Source organism: Microcoleus sp. B4-C2, assembly GCF_036705265.1.
GTDB lineage: Bacteria > Cyanobacteriota > Cyanobacteriia > Cyanobacteriales > Microcoleaceae > Microcoleus.
In genome coordinates, this window is sequence record NZ_JAUBUB010000049.1 from 20,035 (window position 1) to 37,438 (window position 17,404).

Genomic DNA, 17,404 nt, shown 5'->3' on the forward strand with positions numbered 1-17,404 from the left:
CAAAGAGTGAATTTTATTGTGGAACAGGCATCTTGCCTGTTCTTGAGAATGATGCAAGATGTGAGTTTCGATGCGTAAGTCCCGCAGTTGACGGTTGACAGTTGACAGTTGAGGGCAATCTTGAAACCATCTAAAAATCCTCAAATCCAGCCTCAAATTTTGTGGTTTGAAGATTGCAATATGCTCAAAGCAACCGCCTCCGCCACCTTAATCCCATCAATCCCCGCCGACAGGATTCCACCCGCATATCCTGCACCTTCCCCAGCAGGATAAAGGCCTTCTGTATTCAAACTCTGATAATCTTCCTTGCGTTTAATCCGAATTGGTGAAGAAGTGCGCGTTTCCACACCAGTTAAAACCGCATCATCCATCGCAAATCCTTTAATCTGTTTGTCAAAAGCCGGAAGTGCTTCGCGGATAGCTGCGATCGCATAATCTGGCAAACTTTCGCTCAAATCAGTCATCACAACTCCCGGCGTATAAGACGGCTGGACACTGCCTAGCGCCGTGGAAGGGCGATTCGCCAAAAAATCACCCACAAGCTGCCCAGGGGCGTTGTAAGTGCCACCTCCTAACTCAAATGCCCGTTCTTCTAGGCGACGCTGAAACTCAATTCCTGCTAAGGGATGACCGGGATAATCCTCCGGCGTGATACCCACCACAATCCCGCTGTTAGCATTGCGTTCATTGCGAGAATATTGACTCATTCCATTAGTAACAAGTCGCCCCGGTTCGGACGCAGCCGCCACTACCAAACCACCGGGACACATACAGAAACTATACACAGAACGATTGTTTTGGCAATGGTGAACCAGTTTGTAATCGGCGGCACCCAAAAGCTTATGGCCTGCCCGATCGCCAAAACGACAGCGATCGATAATAGTTTGGGGATGTTCCACCCGAAAACCAATAGAAAAAGGTTTAGCCTCGATGTAAACCCCGCGCGAAAACAACATTTCAAAAGTATCGCGGGCGCTGTGTCCCACCGCCAGAACTATATAATTACTAGCAATATATTCTCCACTAGCCAGGGTAAGTCCCTGCACTTTTCCATTTTCGATGTGGATATCTTCTACACGAGTTTGAAACCGGATTTCTCCGCCTAATGATTCAATTTGGGCGCGAATACTTTGGACAATTCCCACCAGTTTGAACGTGCCAATATGGGGTTTATTAATATATAAAATTTCCGGTGAAGCTCCCGCATTCACAAGTTCCGTCAACACCTTCCGCCCATAATGCTGAGGATCTTTAACTTGGCTGTAGAGTTTGCCATCGGAAAAAGTACCCGCACCACCTTCGCCAAACTGGGCGTTAGATTCGGGGTTGAATTCTGCTTTTTTCTTCCAAAATCCAAAGGTATCAACCGTGCGATCGCGCACAGCTTTTCCGCGTTCTAAAAGGATGGGGCGAAACCCCATTTGTGCCAGCATCAGACCGGCAAACATACCGCACGGCCCTGTACCAATCACAATGGGGCGAATCGTCAAATTGCTGGGGGCTTTGGCTACATAGCGATAACTCGTGTCTGGTGTTACCATCACATGAGGATCTTTTTTGAAGCGTTGGAGAAGTTGCTTTTCTTGTGTCGTCTCTACATCCACAATATAGACAAGGAGGATTTCTGCTTTTTTACGAGCATCGTAACTGCGCTTGAAGATGGAATAGCCGAGCAATTCTTCGGGGGGAATTTGCAGCTTTTTGAGGATTGCACTGGCGATCGCATCTTGAGGATGATCTAGGGGGAGTTTTATTTCGGTTATTCTTAACATATAGCAGAGGGAAGTTCGGCAACAGATTGGGTAGCGGATTTAACTGAGATGTTGCACCATTCTCGCTTAGCAACAGGCAAGATGCCTGTTCCACACAAACTCAATTTTATTCAACAACAGGCAAGATGCCTGTTCCACACAAACTCAATTTTATTCAACAACAGGCAAGATGCCTGTTCCACATAAACTCAATTTTATTCAACAACAGGCAAGATGCCTGTTCCACACAAACTCAATTTTATTCAACAACAGGCAAGGTGCCTGTTCCACACAAACTCAATTTTATTCAACAACAGGCAAGATGCCTGTTCCACACAAACTCAATTTTATTGTGGAACGGGCCGAAGAGCCCGTTTCTAAACAGATTTAAATTGTAGATTGCAGAAGCGTTATAATAAACAAAAAATTAAGTTTTGTAAAGACCCTTGACTGCAACATTCACACCCAAAAACAGCCGCACCTGGCACGCTCTCAACCCCCTGTGGCAAGGAGCCGAAGACGCAGTACAGAAGGGTTTGCCCCACACCAAGCTCGCACCGGCATGGCAAATACTGCTCCTGGGCGACGGTTCCCCCACCCGTCATCTGCAACTGCTGACAGGGGAACCCACAGAAGTAGATGTGATCGATATGTCTTTAGTTGGTGAAGACGCCGACGGCGCGCCCCAGCAAATTGTCGCGGTTCCGGGGCCGCGCCTGCGCCGCCAAGTGTGGCTGCGGACTGCTTCGGGACAGCGCTTGGCCTATGCGACTTCTTGGTGGGAAGCGAGTCATGTAGACGAATATTTACAAAATAAATCTTTGCCAATTTGGGCCAGTTTAGCGAGGCTGCGGACAGAATTGTATCGCGATGTGCAGGGCATTTATTGCGGTAATTCGGTGGCTTTGGAGTCAGCTTTTGAACAGTCGGGGCCTTTTTGGGGCCGACACTATTTGTTTTGGCATCACGGGAAGCCATTGACTCTGATTTATGAGGTTTTTTCTCCTTATTTAACTAAGTATTTGGGGCCGATGCAATTGGATGTTGATTGAGACTGAGATATTGCACCATTATCAAGAACAGGCTTTTCGGCCTGTTCCACAAGAAAATTCACTCTTTGTGGAACAGGCATCTTGCCTGTTCATAAAAAGCTTATTGAGAATGGTGCAAGATATCAATCTCAACTGAAATGTTGCACCATTCTCAATAAGGCTTTCAGGGCGGGCTAGAAGCCCAACCCCTACTCCCCACAAGAAAATTCACCCGATTATGGAACAGGCATCTTGTGGCTTTCAGGGCGTTGCTCAGAGCAACCCCCCACAAGAAAATTTACCCGATTGTGGAACAGGCATCTTGCCTGTTCTTAAGAATAGTTCCGCCGAAATTTGACTCGCAAACCGTCGCGGGGATGCGGAGTCGGTACTCTGATTAAATTCAAATCTTGATCCGGTAAAAGCTCCCATTCAAACTCCCGAACAATCTTTGCCGCAAACAACTTCATCTCTAATCGCGCAAATTCTTTGCCCAAACATTCTCGCAAACCGCCGCCAAAGGGTACGTAGCTGAACGGTTTAGCCGATCGCTCGGAGTTAAATCGATCGGGATCGAAGCGATCGGGTTCAGGATAAAGTTGACTATCCTGATGGGTTTGATTTATCTGAGAAAGCACAGTCCAGCCCTTGGGAATTTCATAGCCGCCGAACTCGCAAGCATTAATGACTGTCCGAAAAATACCTCCCACCGGTGGAACTAAACGCAGCACTTCTTGCAGCACCTGTTCTAAATAGGTCATTTGTTTGAGTTGCTCCAATGTTAGGGGTTCCGTAGCGGGGAACTGCTGCTGTTCGGCGCGGACTTTTGCCATCACATCGGGATTTTGAGCTAGCAGAAGGCAAAAAGAGGCGCTCGCCGAAGTTAAAGTTTCGTGTCCCGCAAACAGCAGCAACAGCACTTGATCTTTTAACTCATCCAAACTCAAACTATTTCCCTCGTCATCGCGAGCCGAAATCAGCAAACTCACAGCATCATTGTCACTAGGGGTTCCTTGCTGGCGATCGCGAATAATCTTTTCAAGTTCTGCCAACAGCAGCTTTCTGCCATTTTTAGCTTTGCCAAACTTAGTCCAAGGTACATCTAAAGGAATAGAAAATAAACCATCAGAGAAGGTTTCAAAATAATGTCCTAGCGTCGTTTCCGAACCATTATCAATCCCTACTAACAACTTCCCCGCAACATCAAAAGTATAATTTCTCAGTTCGGGATACCAAGTCAGCGTTTCCATTTTGGCCCATTTTTCCAAATAGCGCTGAGTGATATCTTCCATCCCGCCGATGTAGCCGGCTAAAGCTCGCGGCCCAAATGCTTGGTACAGCAACTTGCGCCGATTTTGGTGGTTAGCACCCGTTTGCAACGCTAAGGAAAGCGGCCCTAAAAGCGCTTTCGTGCTCGGAGGCCAAGTCACAGTAAAATATTGGTTTTCATTGCTTAAAACAAACAAATTCGCCTCTTGGCCGCACATGAAAACTGTAGGCTGTCCGAAAATGCTGGTTTTGAAAATATTTCCGTACTGCTGCTGGCGTTTTTTCGCGAATTGGGCATCTTGCAAAAAGTTGATGGTATCGCCAATTAGGGGTAAACCGAAACTGCCGGGAGGTAAGGCCATTTTAGATTTTAGATTTTAGATTTTAGATTTTTAATATCATATCAATTTTAGTTGGAGGGTGGGCAATACGCAGCAGACAAATTTCTGGTAAAATAACTTTTATCTGTGTGTAGCCTGTAGGGTGCGTCTGTCTTAAGGTTAGTACAAAAAAATCAGGTCTTTCCAAGTGATGCACCTTAGTATTTTGGCCGAAAAACCAATTTAATTTTCTGTTCTTTTAATCGGAATCTCGATTATAAATTCAGTACCTTTCCCTACCACAGAGAAACACTTGATGTCACCTTTATGTTTTTCTACAATAATTGAATGGGAAATCGCTAAACCCATCCCCGTTCCTGAACCGATCCGTTTGGTAGTATAGAACGGGTCAAATATCCGTTGCTTGACTTGATCTGTCATCCCTGCACCGTTATCAGCAATTCTAATCACAGCGAGAGTACCTTCTACCTCTGTACGAATGCGGATAATTCCCGGATTTTCGAGCGGTTCTTGTAACACGTCAATAGCGTTAGCAATAATATTCATAAACACCTGATTCAATAGTCCGGCGTAGCACTCCACCCGTGGCAATTGCCCGTATTCTTTAACAAGTTGAATTGCTGGGCGATCCGGCTGAACTTTCAGACGGTGTTCTAAAATCATCAATGTGCTGTCGATGCCTTCGTGAATGTTAACCTTTTTCATGTCAGATTCATCGAGGCGAGAGAAATTCCGCAAACTCCGCACGATATCCCGGATGCGAGTGGCTCCCACCTGCATAGAAGACAGCATTTTCGGCAAGTCGTCTAGCACAAAATCCAGCTCTAAAACTTCTATTTCCTCCTGAATCGCTGGAGAAGGTTCCGGGTATTCATCTCGATACATTTGCACCAGTTTCATCAGGTTTCTGGCGTATTCTTCTGTGTAGGTAAGATTGCCGAAAATAAATGTGACCGGGTTATTGATTTCGTGGGCGATTCCTGCTACCATCTGACCGAGACTTGACATTTTTTCTGCTTGAATGAGCTGGGTTTGAGCAAGCTTAAGTTCGCACAGAGTTACTTCGAGTTTTGCAGCTTGTTCTTGCGCTATCCGAGCTGAATCGACGCTTTTAGTGTAAAGTTCAGATTGACTGATGGCGATCGACAATTGATCGCAAATTGCCGATAGCAACTCCACTTCGTCTTTTGTCCACCTGTGCACCTCGCGGCAAGAAGTGCAGCCAACAACTCCAGTTAAACCCCCTGCACTCTTAACCGGCAAATCCAAGACAGACTTGTAACCCACCTGCAAAAAGAATTCCCTTTCTACTGGATCGCTAAAAGTTGCAACATCATCTATTTGATAGATTTCCAAATTAGCTATCTTTTGCGCCAGTGTCCCCGTTACCTCAGCAGGGTAATAACCCAAAAGCGAGAGCAAGTCATCATTTTTAGCTTCGTGGACGACATCCCAAGCGGGCGTCTCGGCCTCGGGCGTATACCACATAAACAGACAGCGATCGAGTTGCAGCAAGTCGCGAATTTGCCGCACAGTTGTTGCCAAGATAGTATCTAAATCTAGAGAAGCGCGGATTTGACTGCCTAGCTGGTTGAGCAATTTTTGCTGCATTGCTGCTGCTTTTGATTCGGCGGCGGCGAGGCGAGATTTTTCGTAAAGTTCGGCTTGATTAATGGCGATCGCCAATTGAGTTCCTACTGCCATTAACAGTTCCACTTCATCGTCTCTCCACAGCCGCACCCCGCTGCAAGCACCGCAGAGGAGCGTGCCAATTTGACCCGACTGTGTTTGAAGGGGAATGTCCAGCAGAGAATTGAGCCCTACAGACATTAAAAATTCCCGTTCGGCTGGATCGGTTAATGCCTCAACATCGTCGATCCGAATTATTTCCAAATTGGCAATCCGCTCACCGATAGAAGCAGTTGGCTCGACAGGATATAAACCCAAACGCGAGGGCAAATCGGCATTCTTTGCCTCGTATCTCACATCCCAAACCGGTGGCGAAGCGTCGGGTAAATACCAGATAAACTGACAGCGATCGAGCAGGAGCAACTCGCGAATTTGCTGCACAGTTGTCGCCAAAATAGTATCTAAATCCAGAGATTGGCGGATATTGCTAGCTAGCTGGTTCAGCAGCGCTTCCTGCTCAGCTAATTTGCGGAATCTCGCTTCCGACTTTTGCAACTGTCTTTGAGCTTCTTTTTGTTTTGTAACGTCCAAACCCAAACCAATTAAGCCGATCGCGTTACCAGAATCATCTTTAACCTTAGTTTTGATTGTCTCCAAATAATGTTCTTTACCATCAGCAAGCTGCAGCACTTCTTCAGCATAACAGGGAATATCTTGGCTCCACGCTTGCGCGTCAGATGCCATGCAGTTAGCAGATGCTTCTAATCCCATAACTTCGGAATAGTGAGATGCTGCTAAAAATCTTGATTCAGGTATAGCCACATCTTCGCAGAAAGTTTTGTTAATTAATAACATCCGCCCGCTAGCATTTGTCAGCCATACCCAGATCGGAGCGTTGTCAATAATTGCTCTCAAAGTTTGCTGTTGTCTGGCGAGAGCTTCTTCTGTTTGTTTGCGCTTAATTCCCAGGGCGATCGTATCGGCACTTGATGCCAAAGCAATCAGCGTTGATTCGTTCAACTCCTGGCGAGCAAACATCGCTATTACTCCCAGCAACTGATTGTCAACAATTAGCGGATATCCAGCAAAAGCCACCATTCCTTGTCGTGAGGCCCATTTTTTGTCCTGGATTCGGGGATCTTCTTTCACAGAATTAGTGATGTGAGGTTGTCGCTCCAGGGCGATTAAACCAATCTTGAACTCGCCGACAGCAATGCGGCTGTGAGCGCCGTCAATATGAGTATATATCCCCGCGCTTGCTTGCAGTTGCAATACATTTCCGTCTTCATTCAACGTCCAAATCCGAGCAAAGGCAACATCCAAATGGCGCACAACTGCATCGGCGCAATATTGCAAAGTTCTACGCAAACCCTGATTTTGAGTTAGAACAATTCCCACATCTGCTGTGAATAAAGAAAGTTTCAATTGTTCTGCTAAAGCTTGTTCTGCTATTTTTCGCTCTGTAATGTCCGTAGCAGAACCGAGACGCTGCTTAATTTTTCCCTCCTCTGTTCTGCTAAATACAATTTCCCGGCTGACTAGCCAGCGCCAACAGCCATTTTTGTCGCGCACCCGGTATTCGTACTCACCAACTTCGCCGTCGGGAGCAGTTTCCAATTGCTGCAAATATTCTGGAAATTTAGCTAAATCATCAGAGTGGATAATGGTAGGCAACAGACTGCTGCCCATTTTTTGAACTTCTTCGACGGTATAGCCCAGCGCGACATTGATTTCGCGGTTGTTGTACACATTTCGCTGCTCGATCTCGTCGTAGACATAGAGAATATTCGGAGTAGCATTGGCAATTTGTTCGAGAAAACGCTGGCTTTCTTGCAGCGCTGCTTCTGCTTGTTCTTGAGCGGTAATGTCGCGCCCGACACCATAGATCAATTCTTCCTCGCAGAAACCCGTAGCAGTCCAGGCTATCCACTTGTAAGAACCGTTGCGACGGCGCCAGCGGTTTTCAAACCCAACGGTATTATTCCCCGTAGCAACACTTTCAGCTTCTTTTAAAGCAGTTTCGCGATCGTCTGGATGCACGAATTCAATGAAGAGTTTGCCAATCATTTCTCCTGGGGAATAGCCGAGGATTTTTTCTGCTGCTGGGTTGATGAGTGTTATATAACCGTCAAAACTAATGACGCACAGCATATCTAGCGAGAGACTAAAAAAGCGATCGCCCCCGTTGGGTTCGCTGGGTGGGCGATCGTTTTGGGCTGCGACAGCAGAAGCTTTTGAACCCGCCGATACCGCCCAAAAGACAATATTTGCTATTGCCAAAAATCCCAGGGCGAGTTGGCGATGGTAGAAATTATCGCCGCTGCCAGCTACGAGCCACCCGTTTAACACCAGCAGTACAATTATCAAAATTGAGAATAAACTCCCAGGGGCGATCGTCGCTACGCTGATTTTTTTTTCAGAATGCTTTCTAGATTCTGCTTTTTGTATTGTGGTGACTGCTGCCATAATTTTTGTCCACAACAATTGCAGGAATTTCACCAATTTAGTGCTTTTGGATTCTCCTACTTGAACTGAATGTTTCATTCTTTTACTCTATAGTTACTTTGAGTTGTGCTGATTTAAAAATTACAATAAAGATGTTTAAATATTATAAATATTTCCTACTTTGCGAGCTCTAATATTGGATCATTGGGTAAATGTACCCAAAACGAGGAGATAATTAAGTGTATTTACGGAAGTAGCCACCAATCTCTTTTTAGCTGGGGTACGCATTTGCTAATTTTTGCGACTCAGAGAGAGAGTTTACTTATAATACTACGCGATATATTGTTGTTAGTCATTGGACATTTGGCCTAATTTAGCTAGTCCTAGACGCAAACCCTAATTATCTAGGCTGCGCCTGAATCTGCTTACCGCCTTATAGTAGCCTGTTATACCGCACTTTTGGCCTGTAGAAATAACTTGGTTTGATGTAGAAAAATACTGCGTTTAGCGCCCTGGCGGTGGGTTAAACAGCCCGGAATATTAGTCAACTTCAAACAGGTTGAATTTGAGCATAAATTATGAAGTATAAATAAATATAAACTGCTGATTTGTGAAGATAAAAGGAAAAAAATCTTCGTAGCAGTTTTTCCTTGCACGAGATGTTCGCGCGCAATGGCTAATTAGTAATTGGTAACGGGCAATTGGTAATTGATACGAGTTTAAAACACTAGATATCAATTTTGTTCTGATTCATCTGCAGGCGATGGGGGCCAAGCAGCTTGGCGACCTAGTTGCTGTTGCCGAATTCGCTCCAAATTCCCCGCTGGAATAGAAGCTATGAGTTGCCGCGTGTAAGCTTGTTGCGGTTGGCGGTAAATGCGCTCGGCAGTGCCAATTTCTTCGATTTTACCTTTGTTCATCACGATCGCGCGATCGCTCATAAACTTGACCACGCTCAAATCGTGAGAAATAAAAATATAAGTCAGTCCAAACTCTGTTTGCAACTCCTTCAGCAAATTTAAAACTTGCGCCTGCACCGACACATCTAATGCCGAAACCGACTCATCGCAAATAATAAACTTAGGATTCAAAGCCAAAGCTCTAGCAATACAAATTCGCTGCCGCTGTCCGCCCGAAAACTCGTGAGGGTAGCGCCGCATAAAATCTGGATTTAAACCTACTCTCTCCAACAAATAAGCCGCGCGATCGCGCTGTTCTTTGTGGTTCTTACCAAAGCGGTGAATCACCATCGGTTCCATCACCGCATCCCCAACATTTAGGCGCGGATCGAGAGAACTAAAAGGGTCTTGAAAAATAATTTGCAGATCGCGCCGCAGCCACCGCAATTTGCGATCGTACTCTTTTTTCATCCGGTAATTAGCCATCCACTGCGATGCCGAACTACTTTTCGCAGGAGGCGTAATTTCTTGACCTTCAAAAAACACTTTACCGCTGGCGATCGGAATTAATTGCAGCAAAGCCCTCGCCAAAGTAGATTTGCCGCAGCCAGACTCGCCAACCAAACCCAAAGTCTCGCCCGGATAAACCTCAAAAGAAATATCGTTTACCGCCATAAACAAGCGTTTAGTTTCGCCAAACATTCCCTGCACCGGAAAACCGACTCGCAAGTTATCAACAGCTAGCAAAGGGCCGGAAATATGCGGCAGCCGAGGCGGTTTTCCGGTTGCAAAAGCGGGATTTCCCCCACTGTTGTCGCCGTCTAAATCGGCATTTTTCTCGACAATTACTAATTCGCCGCTAGCATTTGTGGTGACATCCATAAAATCGGAAACTGTCGGCAAACGGCGCCTTTGCCGATCGAGAGTTGGGCGGCAAGCTAACAGACCTTTTGTGTAAGGATGTTGGGGATTGCTGAAAATTTGTTCGATCGCACCGCACTCAACAATCTTGCCTCGGTACATCACCGCCACCGTATCGCCAATTTCAGCAATGACGCCCAAATCGTGGGTAATAAAAATCATTGCCATGCCTCTAGAGTCCCGCAACTCGCGCAGCAAAGCTAAGATTGTTGCCTGCACGGTTACGTCCAAAGCCGTGGTAGGTTCATCAGCAATTAATAAAGTTGGATTGCAAGAAATGGCCATTGCAATCATCACGCGCTGGATTTGACCGCCTGATAGTTCGTGGGGATAGCGATCGAGCATAGCTTGTTTTTGGCCGTTGACGAGCTGCATCAAATCGCGATCGTCCTCCCGAACCGCTTCTTGCCGCAAAGCCAAACACCGCTGCCTGAGCTCATCGTCGCCCGGTAGCAGCTTCACTTCTTGCAGCAGAGAAGCAGCTTGGCGCCGCGCTTCTGTCTGCGACACCTGTTGGTGCAAACAAATGGCTTCGGTGAGTTGAAATCCGATCGTATAAACAGGATTTAGCGAACTCATCGGCTCTTGAAAAATCGTCGCAATCTGGCTGCCCCGGTATGTTTGTTTTTCCCTGTCGGGCATTTCCAGCAGATTCACAGGCCCATTGCTAACGCCGTCTTTTGTCGGAGAAAACCAAATTTCGCCATCGATTTTCGTTGACGAACTCGAAAGCAAACCCATAACAGCCAGGGATGTTACCGATTTTCCCGACCCCGACTCTCCCACGATGCCCAGAGTTTGCCCTCGCTTGACCTCAAACGAAATGCCGTCAACCGCTTTGACGGTTGCAGACGCATCGCCTGCGTCCGCAGATTGAAATTGAACCCGCAGGTTGCGAACTTCTAGGACGGTTTCACTCATGGAAGTCTATGGCAAAAATTAAAGGGAGACTAAGTGGATTGTAGCAGGGCCTGGTAAATTACCCAGCACGCTCCCTGAGTACAGGCACAGTGTGGGCTTTCAATCGCCCTGAAATAATCTTGCACATTGCAAAACAATCTCGAACCTTCGGGCTTATTTACGAAAGCCCCAATAGCAGCAATATTCTTACTGCCGTTTAAGTCGGCATCACCTTTCCAGCCACAATGGTCACAAGCGAACTTTTTACCAATTCTATAAGATTCGCCCCGTCCAGGGTGAATATGATTGCACTTGTGGCACATTTTGCTAGTATATCTAGCTAGGCTCCCCAAACAAAATCTTTACGCTATGCTTTATAGCTTTGTAGATTAGGAATTGGCGCAACTGAAAGAATGCCCAGTTATTGAATCGTCTCCGCACTTTTTTCGAGCGTGGCTGCTGATTTGTGCGCTCCCTAATTCCCGTCAAATCTTCCAAAGCGACAACTTGATTTTTGTTCTTAGCCTTGGTTACGATACGGTGACTGATAGTGTGATTTACCAAAGTCTGAAAGCGCTTTTCCTTGCCCGACAACCGTTTCAACAATTCTCGACATCTACGCCGAGTGCAACGCGAGCCTTTCCTGGCTTTTCGCTGGATATTTGCTCTCAACTTGGCATAATGATTCCTAACTTTGGTAATTTATTTACCGCTAAATGTATCTGTGTCAGAAGTAACTGCAATATCACTCCTACCCAAATCACAGCAGTAAGTTTAAGGCTCTGGGAGCGAGAAAATTTTGTTTTTATAAATTATCGAACAATAGGGAACCAGAGGTTTTTAATGTCGAGGCAAGATAATTTAATAAATCTTTGTATGCTGCAACGAAGACTCTCAAATAAAATGGGATAAGGCATCAAAGAAGCCAGCAACTCAATACTAACTTGTTTGTGGCATTGCAAAAGATATACCAAGATTTTAAGCGTCACGTATACGTCCGTTTTTAGTTGGTGTTGCAGGTGGATGTGGTAAAATTGAGGAAACATATTTAACAGATGGGGCTTGTTGACAAAAATTACCCCATCTTTTTTACCGCAACTTGCCGAAATCCGCAACAGGTAGGGCTTTTGACGAGGTTGTCACCCCGTCAGCTCGCGAACGCCTGAAGGGTTGCATCAATTTTGATGGACTGCTCAGGCGCTACTTGGAGCTTGCAAGGGGCGGGTAAACCTGCCAATATCTGCCAATAATTGACAATCTCAAAAACCCGCCCCGGCCGGGATATTATGGTCAATCGATCGGACATGATATCAGTTAAACCCGCAACTACCCAACCAAAGTCCGCCTATCCCGACGAAACAAAATCTAGAACCTGCGGAGGCAGGTTTTGTCCCTGTAGCTGCGACTTAAGTCGCCCAGACTTTTCAAACATCTTCTAACCAACGCCCGCCAATTCGGTTAATAATATGTTTAGTAAAGTTTAAACGACCAACAACGATGATTCGCTCAGTTTTCACATTTTTTACAGTATTAATTGTAACCGGATTAGTATGGTTGGGAAATATCGCCCCCGTTGCCGCACAAGTACAACCAACAGATATCGCCGATCCCCAACAGGAATTGGGAGAACTCGTTCAAAAAGCTTTTGAAGCTACAAATGAAGGCAAATTTCCCGCCGCTGAAACTTTTTGGACTCAAATCATTGACAAATTTCCCTCACAAGCGGCCGCTTGGAGCAACCGAGGCAATTCTAGAGTCAGCCAAAACAAACTACAAGCCGCTATTACCGACTACGAAAGAGCGATCGAACTAGCACCCGACGCCCCCGATCCCTACCTAAACCGCGGCACCGCCTTAGAAGGTTTAGGACGCTGGGAAGAGGCGATCGCCGACTACAATCATGTACTAGAATTAGACTCCCAAGATCCAGCCGCCTATAACAACCGAGGCAACGCCGAAGCAGGTTTAGGACAATGGGAACAAGCAATTGCCGACTACAGCAAAGCCTTTGAACTAGCCCCCGAATACGCCTTTGCCCGCGCCAACCACGCCCTGGCACTTTATCAAAACGGGCAAACCAAAGAAGCAATTCGCAACATGAAAAACATCGTCCGCAGATACCCCCAATTTGCCGACATGAGAGCCGCCCTCAGCGCCTGTCTTTGGGAAGCTGGAAATCGCGGCGAAGCTGAGAGCAATTGGGTAGCAGCCATCGGCCTCGACTCCCGCTACAAAGACCTCGATTGGGTTGCCAATACCCGCCGCTGGCCACCACTTGCAGTCAGTGCATTAGACAAATTCTTGCACTTAAAATAATCTCAAAACGCCAATAAAAAATTGCGAGCATCCCGATGATTGTGGGGTATAGTTCCTAAAAGGGATGCTCCAAAAAATTGCCCAATCTCATCCTAAGCTAGCAGTAAATAAACTATTGAAGAACAATTTAACTTCTTCTTCCTTGTTTCTTCTTTCCTCAACATTCATTCCTTAAATACCTTCCCTCCGTTGATTTTTTTCTCAAAACTCGTATTCCACATCTCCAGAAACAATCCTATCTGTCACCAACATTCTGTATAGTTCCAGTTCTTCAACAGTAACTTTTCCGTCAGCACAAATCGCTCTTCTGATGTCTTCCATTTCTTGCTTAGATATCTTGCCGTTAGCAACAGCTCGCTCGATTTGGACTTGGAGCTTTTGTAGTTGCCGAGTTTCTTCCGGCGTAGCTTGTTTAGCAGTCGATCGCGAAACTAACATAGTGGCACTCTCCTAGAGATTGACCTCTACTCTGTACTAAGCCGCAGCAGCAGATATTGTCAACTCAAAGATGCAAAAATTGACAAATAAATGTAACAAAACTACATTTACTTGTCAATAGGATAAGGTGCAAAATTATTTAACAAAATTACATTAGACCTATTGCAAAAATGCTGAGACCCCTCCCCAACCCTCCCCGAAGTCGCGGGGAGGGAGCCTAATTTTTCTTGCTTCCCCCCTTAGCAAGGGGGGACTGAGGGGGGTGAGTTTTTGACTTTTGCAAGAGGTCTATTTCTTGGTAAATAATACGGTGTCAAATCTGCGCTTCATCGTCGGGTGCAAAGTCGAATCAAGCTGCCAACAAATAATTCGCGCAATTTTCATTTTTTTGACCCCGATTCAACAGTCAACAGTCAACAGCCAACACTCAACACTCAACACTCAACACTCAACAGAACTAATTCCCAAATCCGCGCAGCCGTCAACTCCTCAACATTCCTAAAAACCGCTGCAGCACCCGCATTTTCCAGCCCTGCAGCATAAGCCTCGCAGCGCACAGCATCATCCAAAACATGAGGTGGCAAAATTCCAGCCCCCAGCCAAACCCGATTTGGTTGCACTTCCCGCGCCTTCACAACCGTGTAAATATCCGCAACAGTATCTCCCGCGTAAATCACTGGCAAATTTTTTGCTAAACCGTGCAGGTTTTCCAACTGTTCAATTGCCGCGAAAAGTCCAGCCGGATCAGGTTTTCCCGGTGCATCTTCCATCGCCACCAACACCGGGGAATTTAAACTCAGTTTCCCTGACAAAACATAAGCAGCTTCATCCCGCATCGCCCCGCTAAAAAAGCCCCAAACAACTCCCCCAACAGTTAAATTTTCCAGGTAAGCCGGACTTAACAACAACGGTTCGTCGCAAATGTAACCAGTCCAATTTTTCTCATCGGGCCCGCGATAGCGACTTTGGAAAAAAGCCACTAATTCCTCATAGTTGAGAGCGAGTTCGTTTCTCGATCGCCCAATTCCCTCAAAATAACGGCAAACTAACTCGAAAGACGCCTGCCAGTCATTATTCCACACTCCCTCAGACTTCAGAGAGTCGATATCGAGAGAATTCGGGCGAAAAGCACCCGCCGTGAAATCTTCCACCGCATCGGCGATCGCCCGCCGATAGGAACCCGACACATCCCGCACCACACCATCAATGTCAAAAACTACAATAACTCTGTTCACAATTTAACCATCCTTGTACCTAGGGCGGGTGAGAACCCAAATTTTATCGGTTTCCAGCCCCTGAGTGGCGCTAAAAGCAGTCGCGCCACAAAACTTTTTATGGCCGATGACCAATTATCGAACAGAGTGTGCTACGCTTAGCGATTGTAGAAATTTTTAACAAGTTCGATCGGAACCCTGGAGGTTTGCTTGTCCAAGTTCATCTTAAAAGTTCTCTGGCTAGAAGAGAATGTTGCCCTCGCCGTTGACCAAGTTGTCGGCAAAGGAACTAGCCCGCTGACATCCTACTTTTTCTGGCCACGCAAAGATGCGTGGGAAGACCTCAAAAACGAACTCGAAGCCAAACACTGGATTGCTGATAACGATCGCGTCGAAATCCTCAACCAAGCCACAGAAGTAATCAACTACTGGCAAGAGGAAGGCAGACGGCGCCCGATGACTGAAGCTCAGTCAAAGTTCCCCCTAGTGACTTTTACCGGCAGCAACTAAGCCCCGCTTTTAGTTGCTACCCATATACATTGCCTGTTATGGCTAACGAGGGGAAGGAGAGAGGGGAGAAGGCGAGAGGATTTGACGCTTTTTCCACCTCGCCGTGAAAGATAAAATTTGAATTCGCTAACAAAAATTCGGGGCTAGAGCCTCCCTCTTCTAGGGGGACTTTTATTAATTGATCTATTCCTATGATGGATATTTTATCATAGGAATAACAGGAGAAAAAAAGATGCTAACTCTAGAATTTAAGATTTATGCAAAACCGAACCAATTTCAAGCGATTGATGAAGCGATTAGAATTTGTCAATTCATTCGCAACAAGTCTATTCGCTTGTGGATGGATGGTGGGGCTAAATCTTGGTTCGATCTTTCTAATTACTGTGCTATTTGGGCTAAAGAGTTTGACTTTGCAAACAAGTTAGGCGCAATGGCTCGGCAAGCAAGTGCAGAAAGAGCGTGGGCTAGTATTTCTCGATTCCATGAAAACGTCAAAAAAGGGATTAAAGGGAAAAAAGTTGGTTTCCCACAGTTCCAAAAAGACTGCCGTTCTGTGGAGTACAAGACCAATTCTTGGAAACTCTCAGCAGATAGAAAGTCTATCACCTTTACCGATAAATGCGGGATTGGCAGATTAAAGTTAAAAGGCACTCGTGACCTAAATTTCTATCAGCCAGAGCAGATTAAACGGGTGAGGCTGGTTAAAAGAGCAGATGGATATTACACTCAAGTTTGCATTCAAGTAGACAGAATTGAGTTAGCCCCATCAACAGGGAAAACTATCGGATTAGATGTAGGGCTAAAGGAGTTTTACACCGATTCAAATGGCGAAATGATTCCTAATCCTAAATTTCTGCGTAAGGGTGAAGTGCAGTTAAAACGTGCTCAACGCTTAGTAAGTCGGAAAACAAAAGGGAGCTCAAATCGCCGCAAAGCCAGAGTGATTTTAGGTAAGCGACACCTCAAAATAAGTAGGCAACGTAAAGACCATGCTATCAAGTTAGCAAGGTGCGTAATCACATCAAACGATGTAGTAGTCTATGAAGATTTGAGGGTGTCCAACATGGTTAAAAATCATTGTCTGGCAAAGTCCATTAGCGATGCTTCTTGGTATCAGTTCAGAATGTTCTTAGAATATTTTGGAAAAGTGTTTGGTCGGATTACCATTGCAGTAAACCCTGCTTGCACTAGCCAAGAATGTAGTAACTGCGGTGAAATCGTTAAGAAGTCTCTATCCACTCGTACTCATATTTGTAAATGTGGATGCGAAATGGATAGAGATCATAATGCTGCAATTAACATCCTGAATCGCGGGATAGGTACGACAGGTCATGTCGGAACTTCGATCCTAGAGATCGTAAACGCTTAGGGAGACTAGACCTCTGGATTAGGTGCGGCAACGTTCTTAATTTAAGTCCAGTCTTTGAACTAAGAATCCTCACGCCTTTAGGCCCAGGAGTGTCAAAGCTTATCTTGATACTAACTCCGATTTTCAGACCTAATCTGGTTTTGGGCTTGGTCGATAGATTTGAGATTAGAGATTGGGATTTTATGCAAAATAAAGCTCTAAAATCGCCTTTTCTAAAATCTTAAAAATACTAAGCAACCAAACCCAAGAAATCTAAAATCGGCTTTTTTATATTTTTAAATTGTACAGTCAGCTCTCAAAGGACTTCCCTATGACTAATGACTAATAACTAATAACAAATAACAAATAACTAACAACTAACAGCTAATCAC

General features: G+C 45.6%; 14 protein-coding genes. 6 read left to right on the forward strand and 8 right to left on the reverse strand.

Going from position 1 to position 17,404, the window contains the following annotated elements; translation table 11 throughout:
• Window positions 1–152: 152 nt before the first annotated feature.
• Window positions 153–1,772: an NAD(P)/FAD-dependent oxidoreductase gene (locus tag QUB20_RS15745; RefSeq protein ID WP_333247122.1), complete on the reverse strand. Its 1,620-nt coding sequence runs from the start codon at window positions 1,770–1,772 to the stop codon at window positions 153–155.
• A gap of 169 nt (window positions 1,773–1,941) precedes the next feature.
• Between QUB20_RS15745 and QUB20_RS15750 the strand changes: the two genes are divergently transcribed.
• From QUB20_RS15750 to QUB20_RS15760, 3 genes are read left to right on the forward strand one after another with little or no spacing between them, the layout of a single operon-like run.
• Window positions 1,942–2,142 carry a hypothetical protein gene (locus tag QUB20_RS15750; protein WP_333291469.1) on the forward strand — a complete coding sequence of 67 codons (201 nt, stop codon included), beginning with the start codon at window positions 1,942–1,944 and terminating at the stop codon, window positions 2,140–2,142.
• A gap of 55 nt (window positions 2,143–2,197) precedes the next feature.
• Window positions 2,198–2,803 (forward strand): chorismate lyase, encoded by a 606-nt coding sequence (locus tag QUB20_RS15755; RefSeq protein WP_333242593.1) that lies wholly within the window; start codon window positions 2,198–2,200, stop codon window positions 2,801–2,803.
• Window positions 2,793–2,939 carry a hypothetical protein gene (locus QUB20_RS15760; protein ID WP_333291471.1) on the forward strand — a complete coding sequence of 49 codons (147 nt, stop codon included), beginning with the start codon at window positions 2,793–2,795 and terminating at the stop codon, window positions 2,937–2,939. The genes QUB20_RS15755 and QUB20_RS15760 overlap by 11 nt, the downstream gene beginning before the upstream one ends.
• A gap of 175 nt (window positions 2,940–3,114) precedes the next feature.
• Here QUB20_RS15760 and QUB20_RS15765 read toward each other — a convergent pair whose 3' ends face one another.
• The 5 genes from QUB20_RS15765 to QUB20_RS28725 form a co-directional block, all read right to left on the reverse strand.
• Complete coding sequence (locus QUB20_RS15765) at window positions 3,115–4,413, reverse strand: cytochrome P450 (RefSeq protein WP_333247123.1); 1,299 nt, start codon at window positions 4,411–4,413, stop codon at window positions 3,115–3,117.
• Window positions 4,414–4,614: 201 nt separating this feature from the next.
• Window positions 4,615–8,565 carry a GAF domain-containing protein gene (locus QUB20_RS15770; RefSeq protein ID WP_333247124.1) on the reverse strand — a complete coding sequence of 1,317 codons (3,951 nt, stop codon included), beginning with the start codon at window positions 8,563–8,565 and terminating at the stop codon, window positions 4,615–4,617.
• Window positions 8,566–9,200: 635 nt separating this feature from the next.
• Entirely contained in the window at window positions 9,201–11,207 is a 2,007-nt protein-coding gene (locus tag QUB20_RS15775; RefSeq protein ID WP_333247125.1) for an ABC transporter ATP-binding protein, read from the reverse strand.
• A 29-nt stretch (window positions 11,208–11,236) separates the two neighbouring features.
• On the reverse strand, window positions 11,237–11,539 hold the full coding sequence (locus QUB20_RS28720) for a zinc ribbon domain-containing protein (RefSeq protein ID WP_445299407.1): 303 nt from the start codon (window positions 11,537–11,539) through the stop codon (window positions 11,237–11,239).
• Complete coding sequence (locus QUB20_RS28725; RefSeq protein WP_445299408.1) at window positions 11,523–11,858, reverse strand: IS200/IS605 family accessory protein TnpB-related protein; 336 nt, start codon at window positions 11,856–11,858, stop codon at window positions 11,523–11,525. Before QUB20_RS28725 ends, QUB20_RS28720 begins: the two co-directional genes overlap by 17 nt.
• Before the next feature lie 825 nt (window positions 11,859–12,683).
• Between QUB20_RS28725 and QUB20_RS15780 the strand changes: the two genes are divergently transcribed.
• Window positions 12,684–13,502: a tetratricopeptide repeat protein gene (locus QUB20_RS15780; protein ID WP_333247127.1), complete on the forward strand. Its 819-nt coding sequence runs from the start codon at window positions 12,684–12,686 to the stop codon at window positions 13,500–13,502.
• A 201-nt stretch (window positions 13,503–13,703) separates the two neighbouring features.
• Here QUB20_RS15780 and QUB20_RS15785 read toward each other — a convergent pair whose 3' ends face one another.
• Both QUB20_RS15785 and QUB20_RS15790 read right to left on the reverse strand, forming a co-directional pair.
• The gene (locus QUB20_RS15785) at window positions 13,704–13,940 is read right to left on the reverse strand and encodes a hypothetical protein (protein ID WP_333242578.1); all 237 of its coding nucleotides are present in this window, start codon (window positions 13,938–13,940) and stop codon (window positions 13,704–13,706) included.
• Between the two features lie 434 nt (window positions 13,941–14,374).
• Window positions 14,375–15,175, reverse strand: coding sequence for a TIGR01548 family HAD-type hydrolase (locus QUB20_RS15790; protein ID WP_333247130.1), 801 nt, complete (start codon window positions 15,173–15,175; stop codon window positions 14,375–14,377).
• Window positions 15,176–15,352: 177 nt separating this feature from the next.
• Here QUB20_RS15790 and QUB20_RS15795 point away from each other — a divergent pair, with 177 nt between their 5' ends.
• Window positions 15,353–15,664: a 30S ribosomal protein PSRP-3 gene (locus tag QUB20_RS15795; protein WP_333056906.1), complete on the forward strand. Its 312-nt coding sequence runs from the start codon at window positions 15,353–15,355 to the stop codon at window positions 15,662–15,664.
• 232 nt (window positions 15,665–15,896) lie between these two features.
• On the forward strand, window positions 15,897–17,033 hold the full coding sequence (locus QUB20_RS15800; RefSeq protein ID WP_333247132.1) for a transposase: 1,137 nt from the start codon (window positions 15,897–15,899) through the stop codon (window positions 17,031–17,033).
• Window positions 17,034–17,404: the final 371 nt, after the last annotated feature.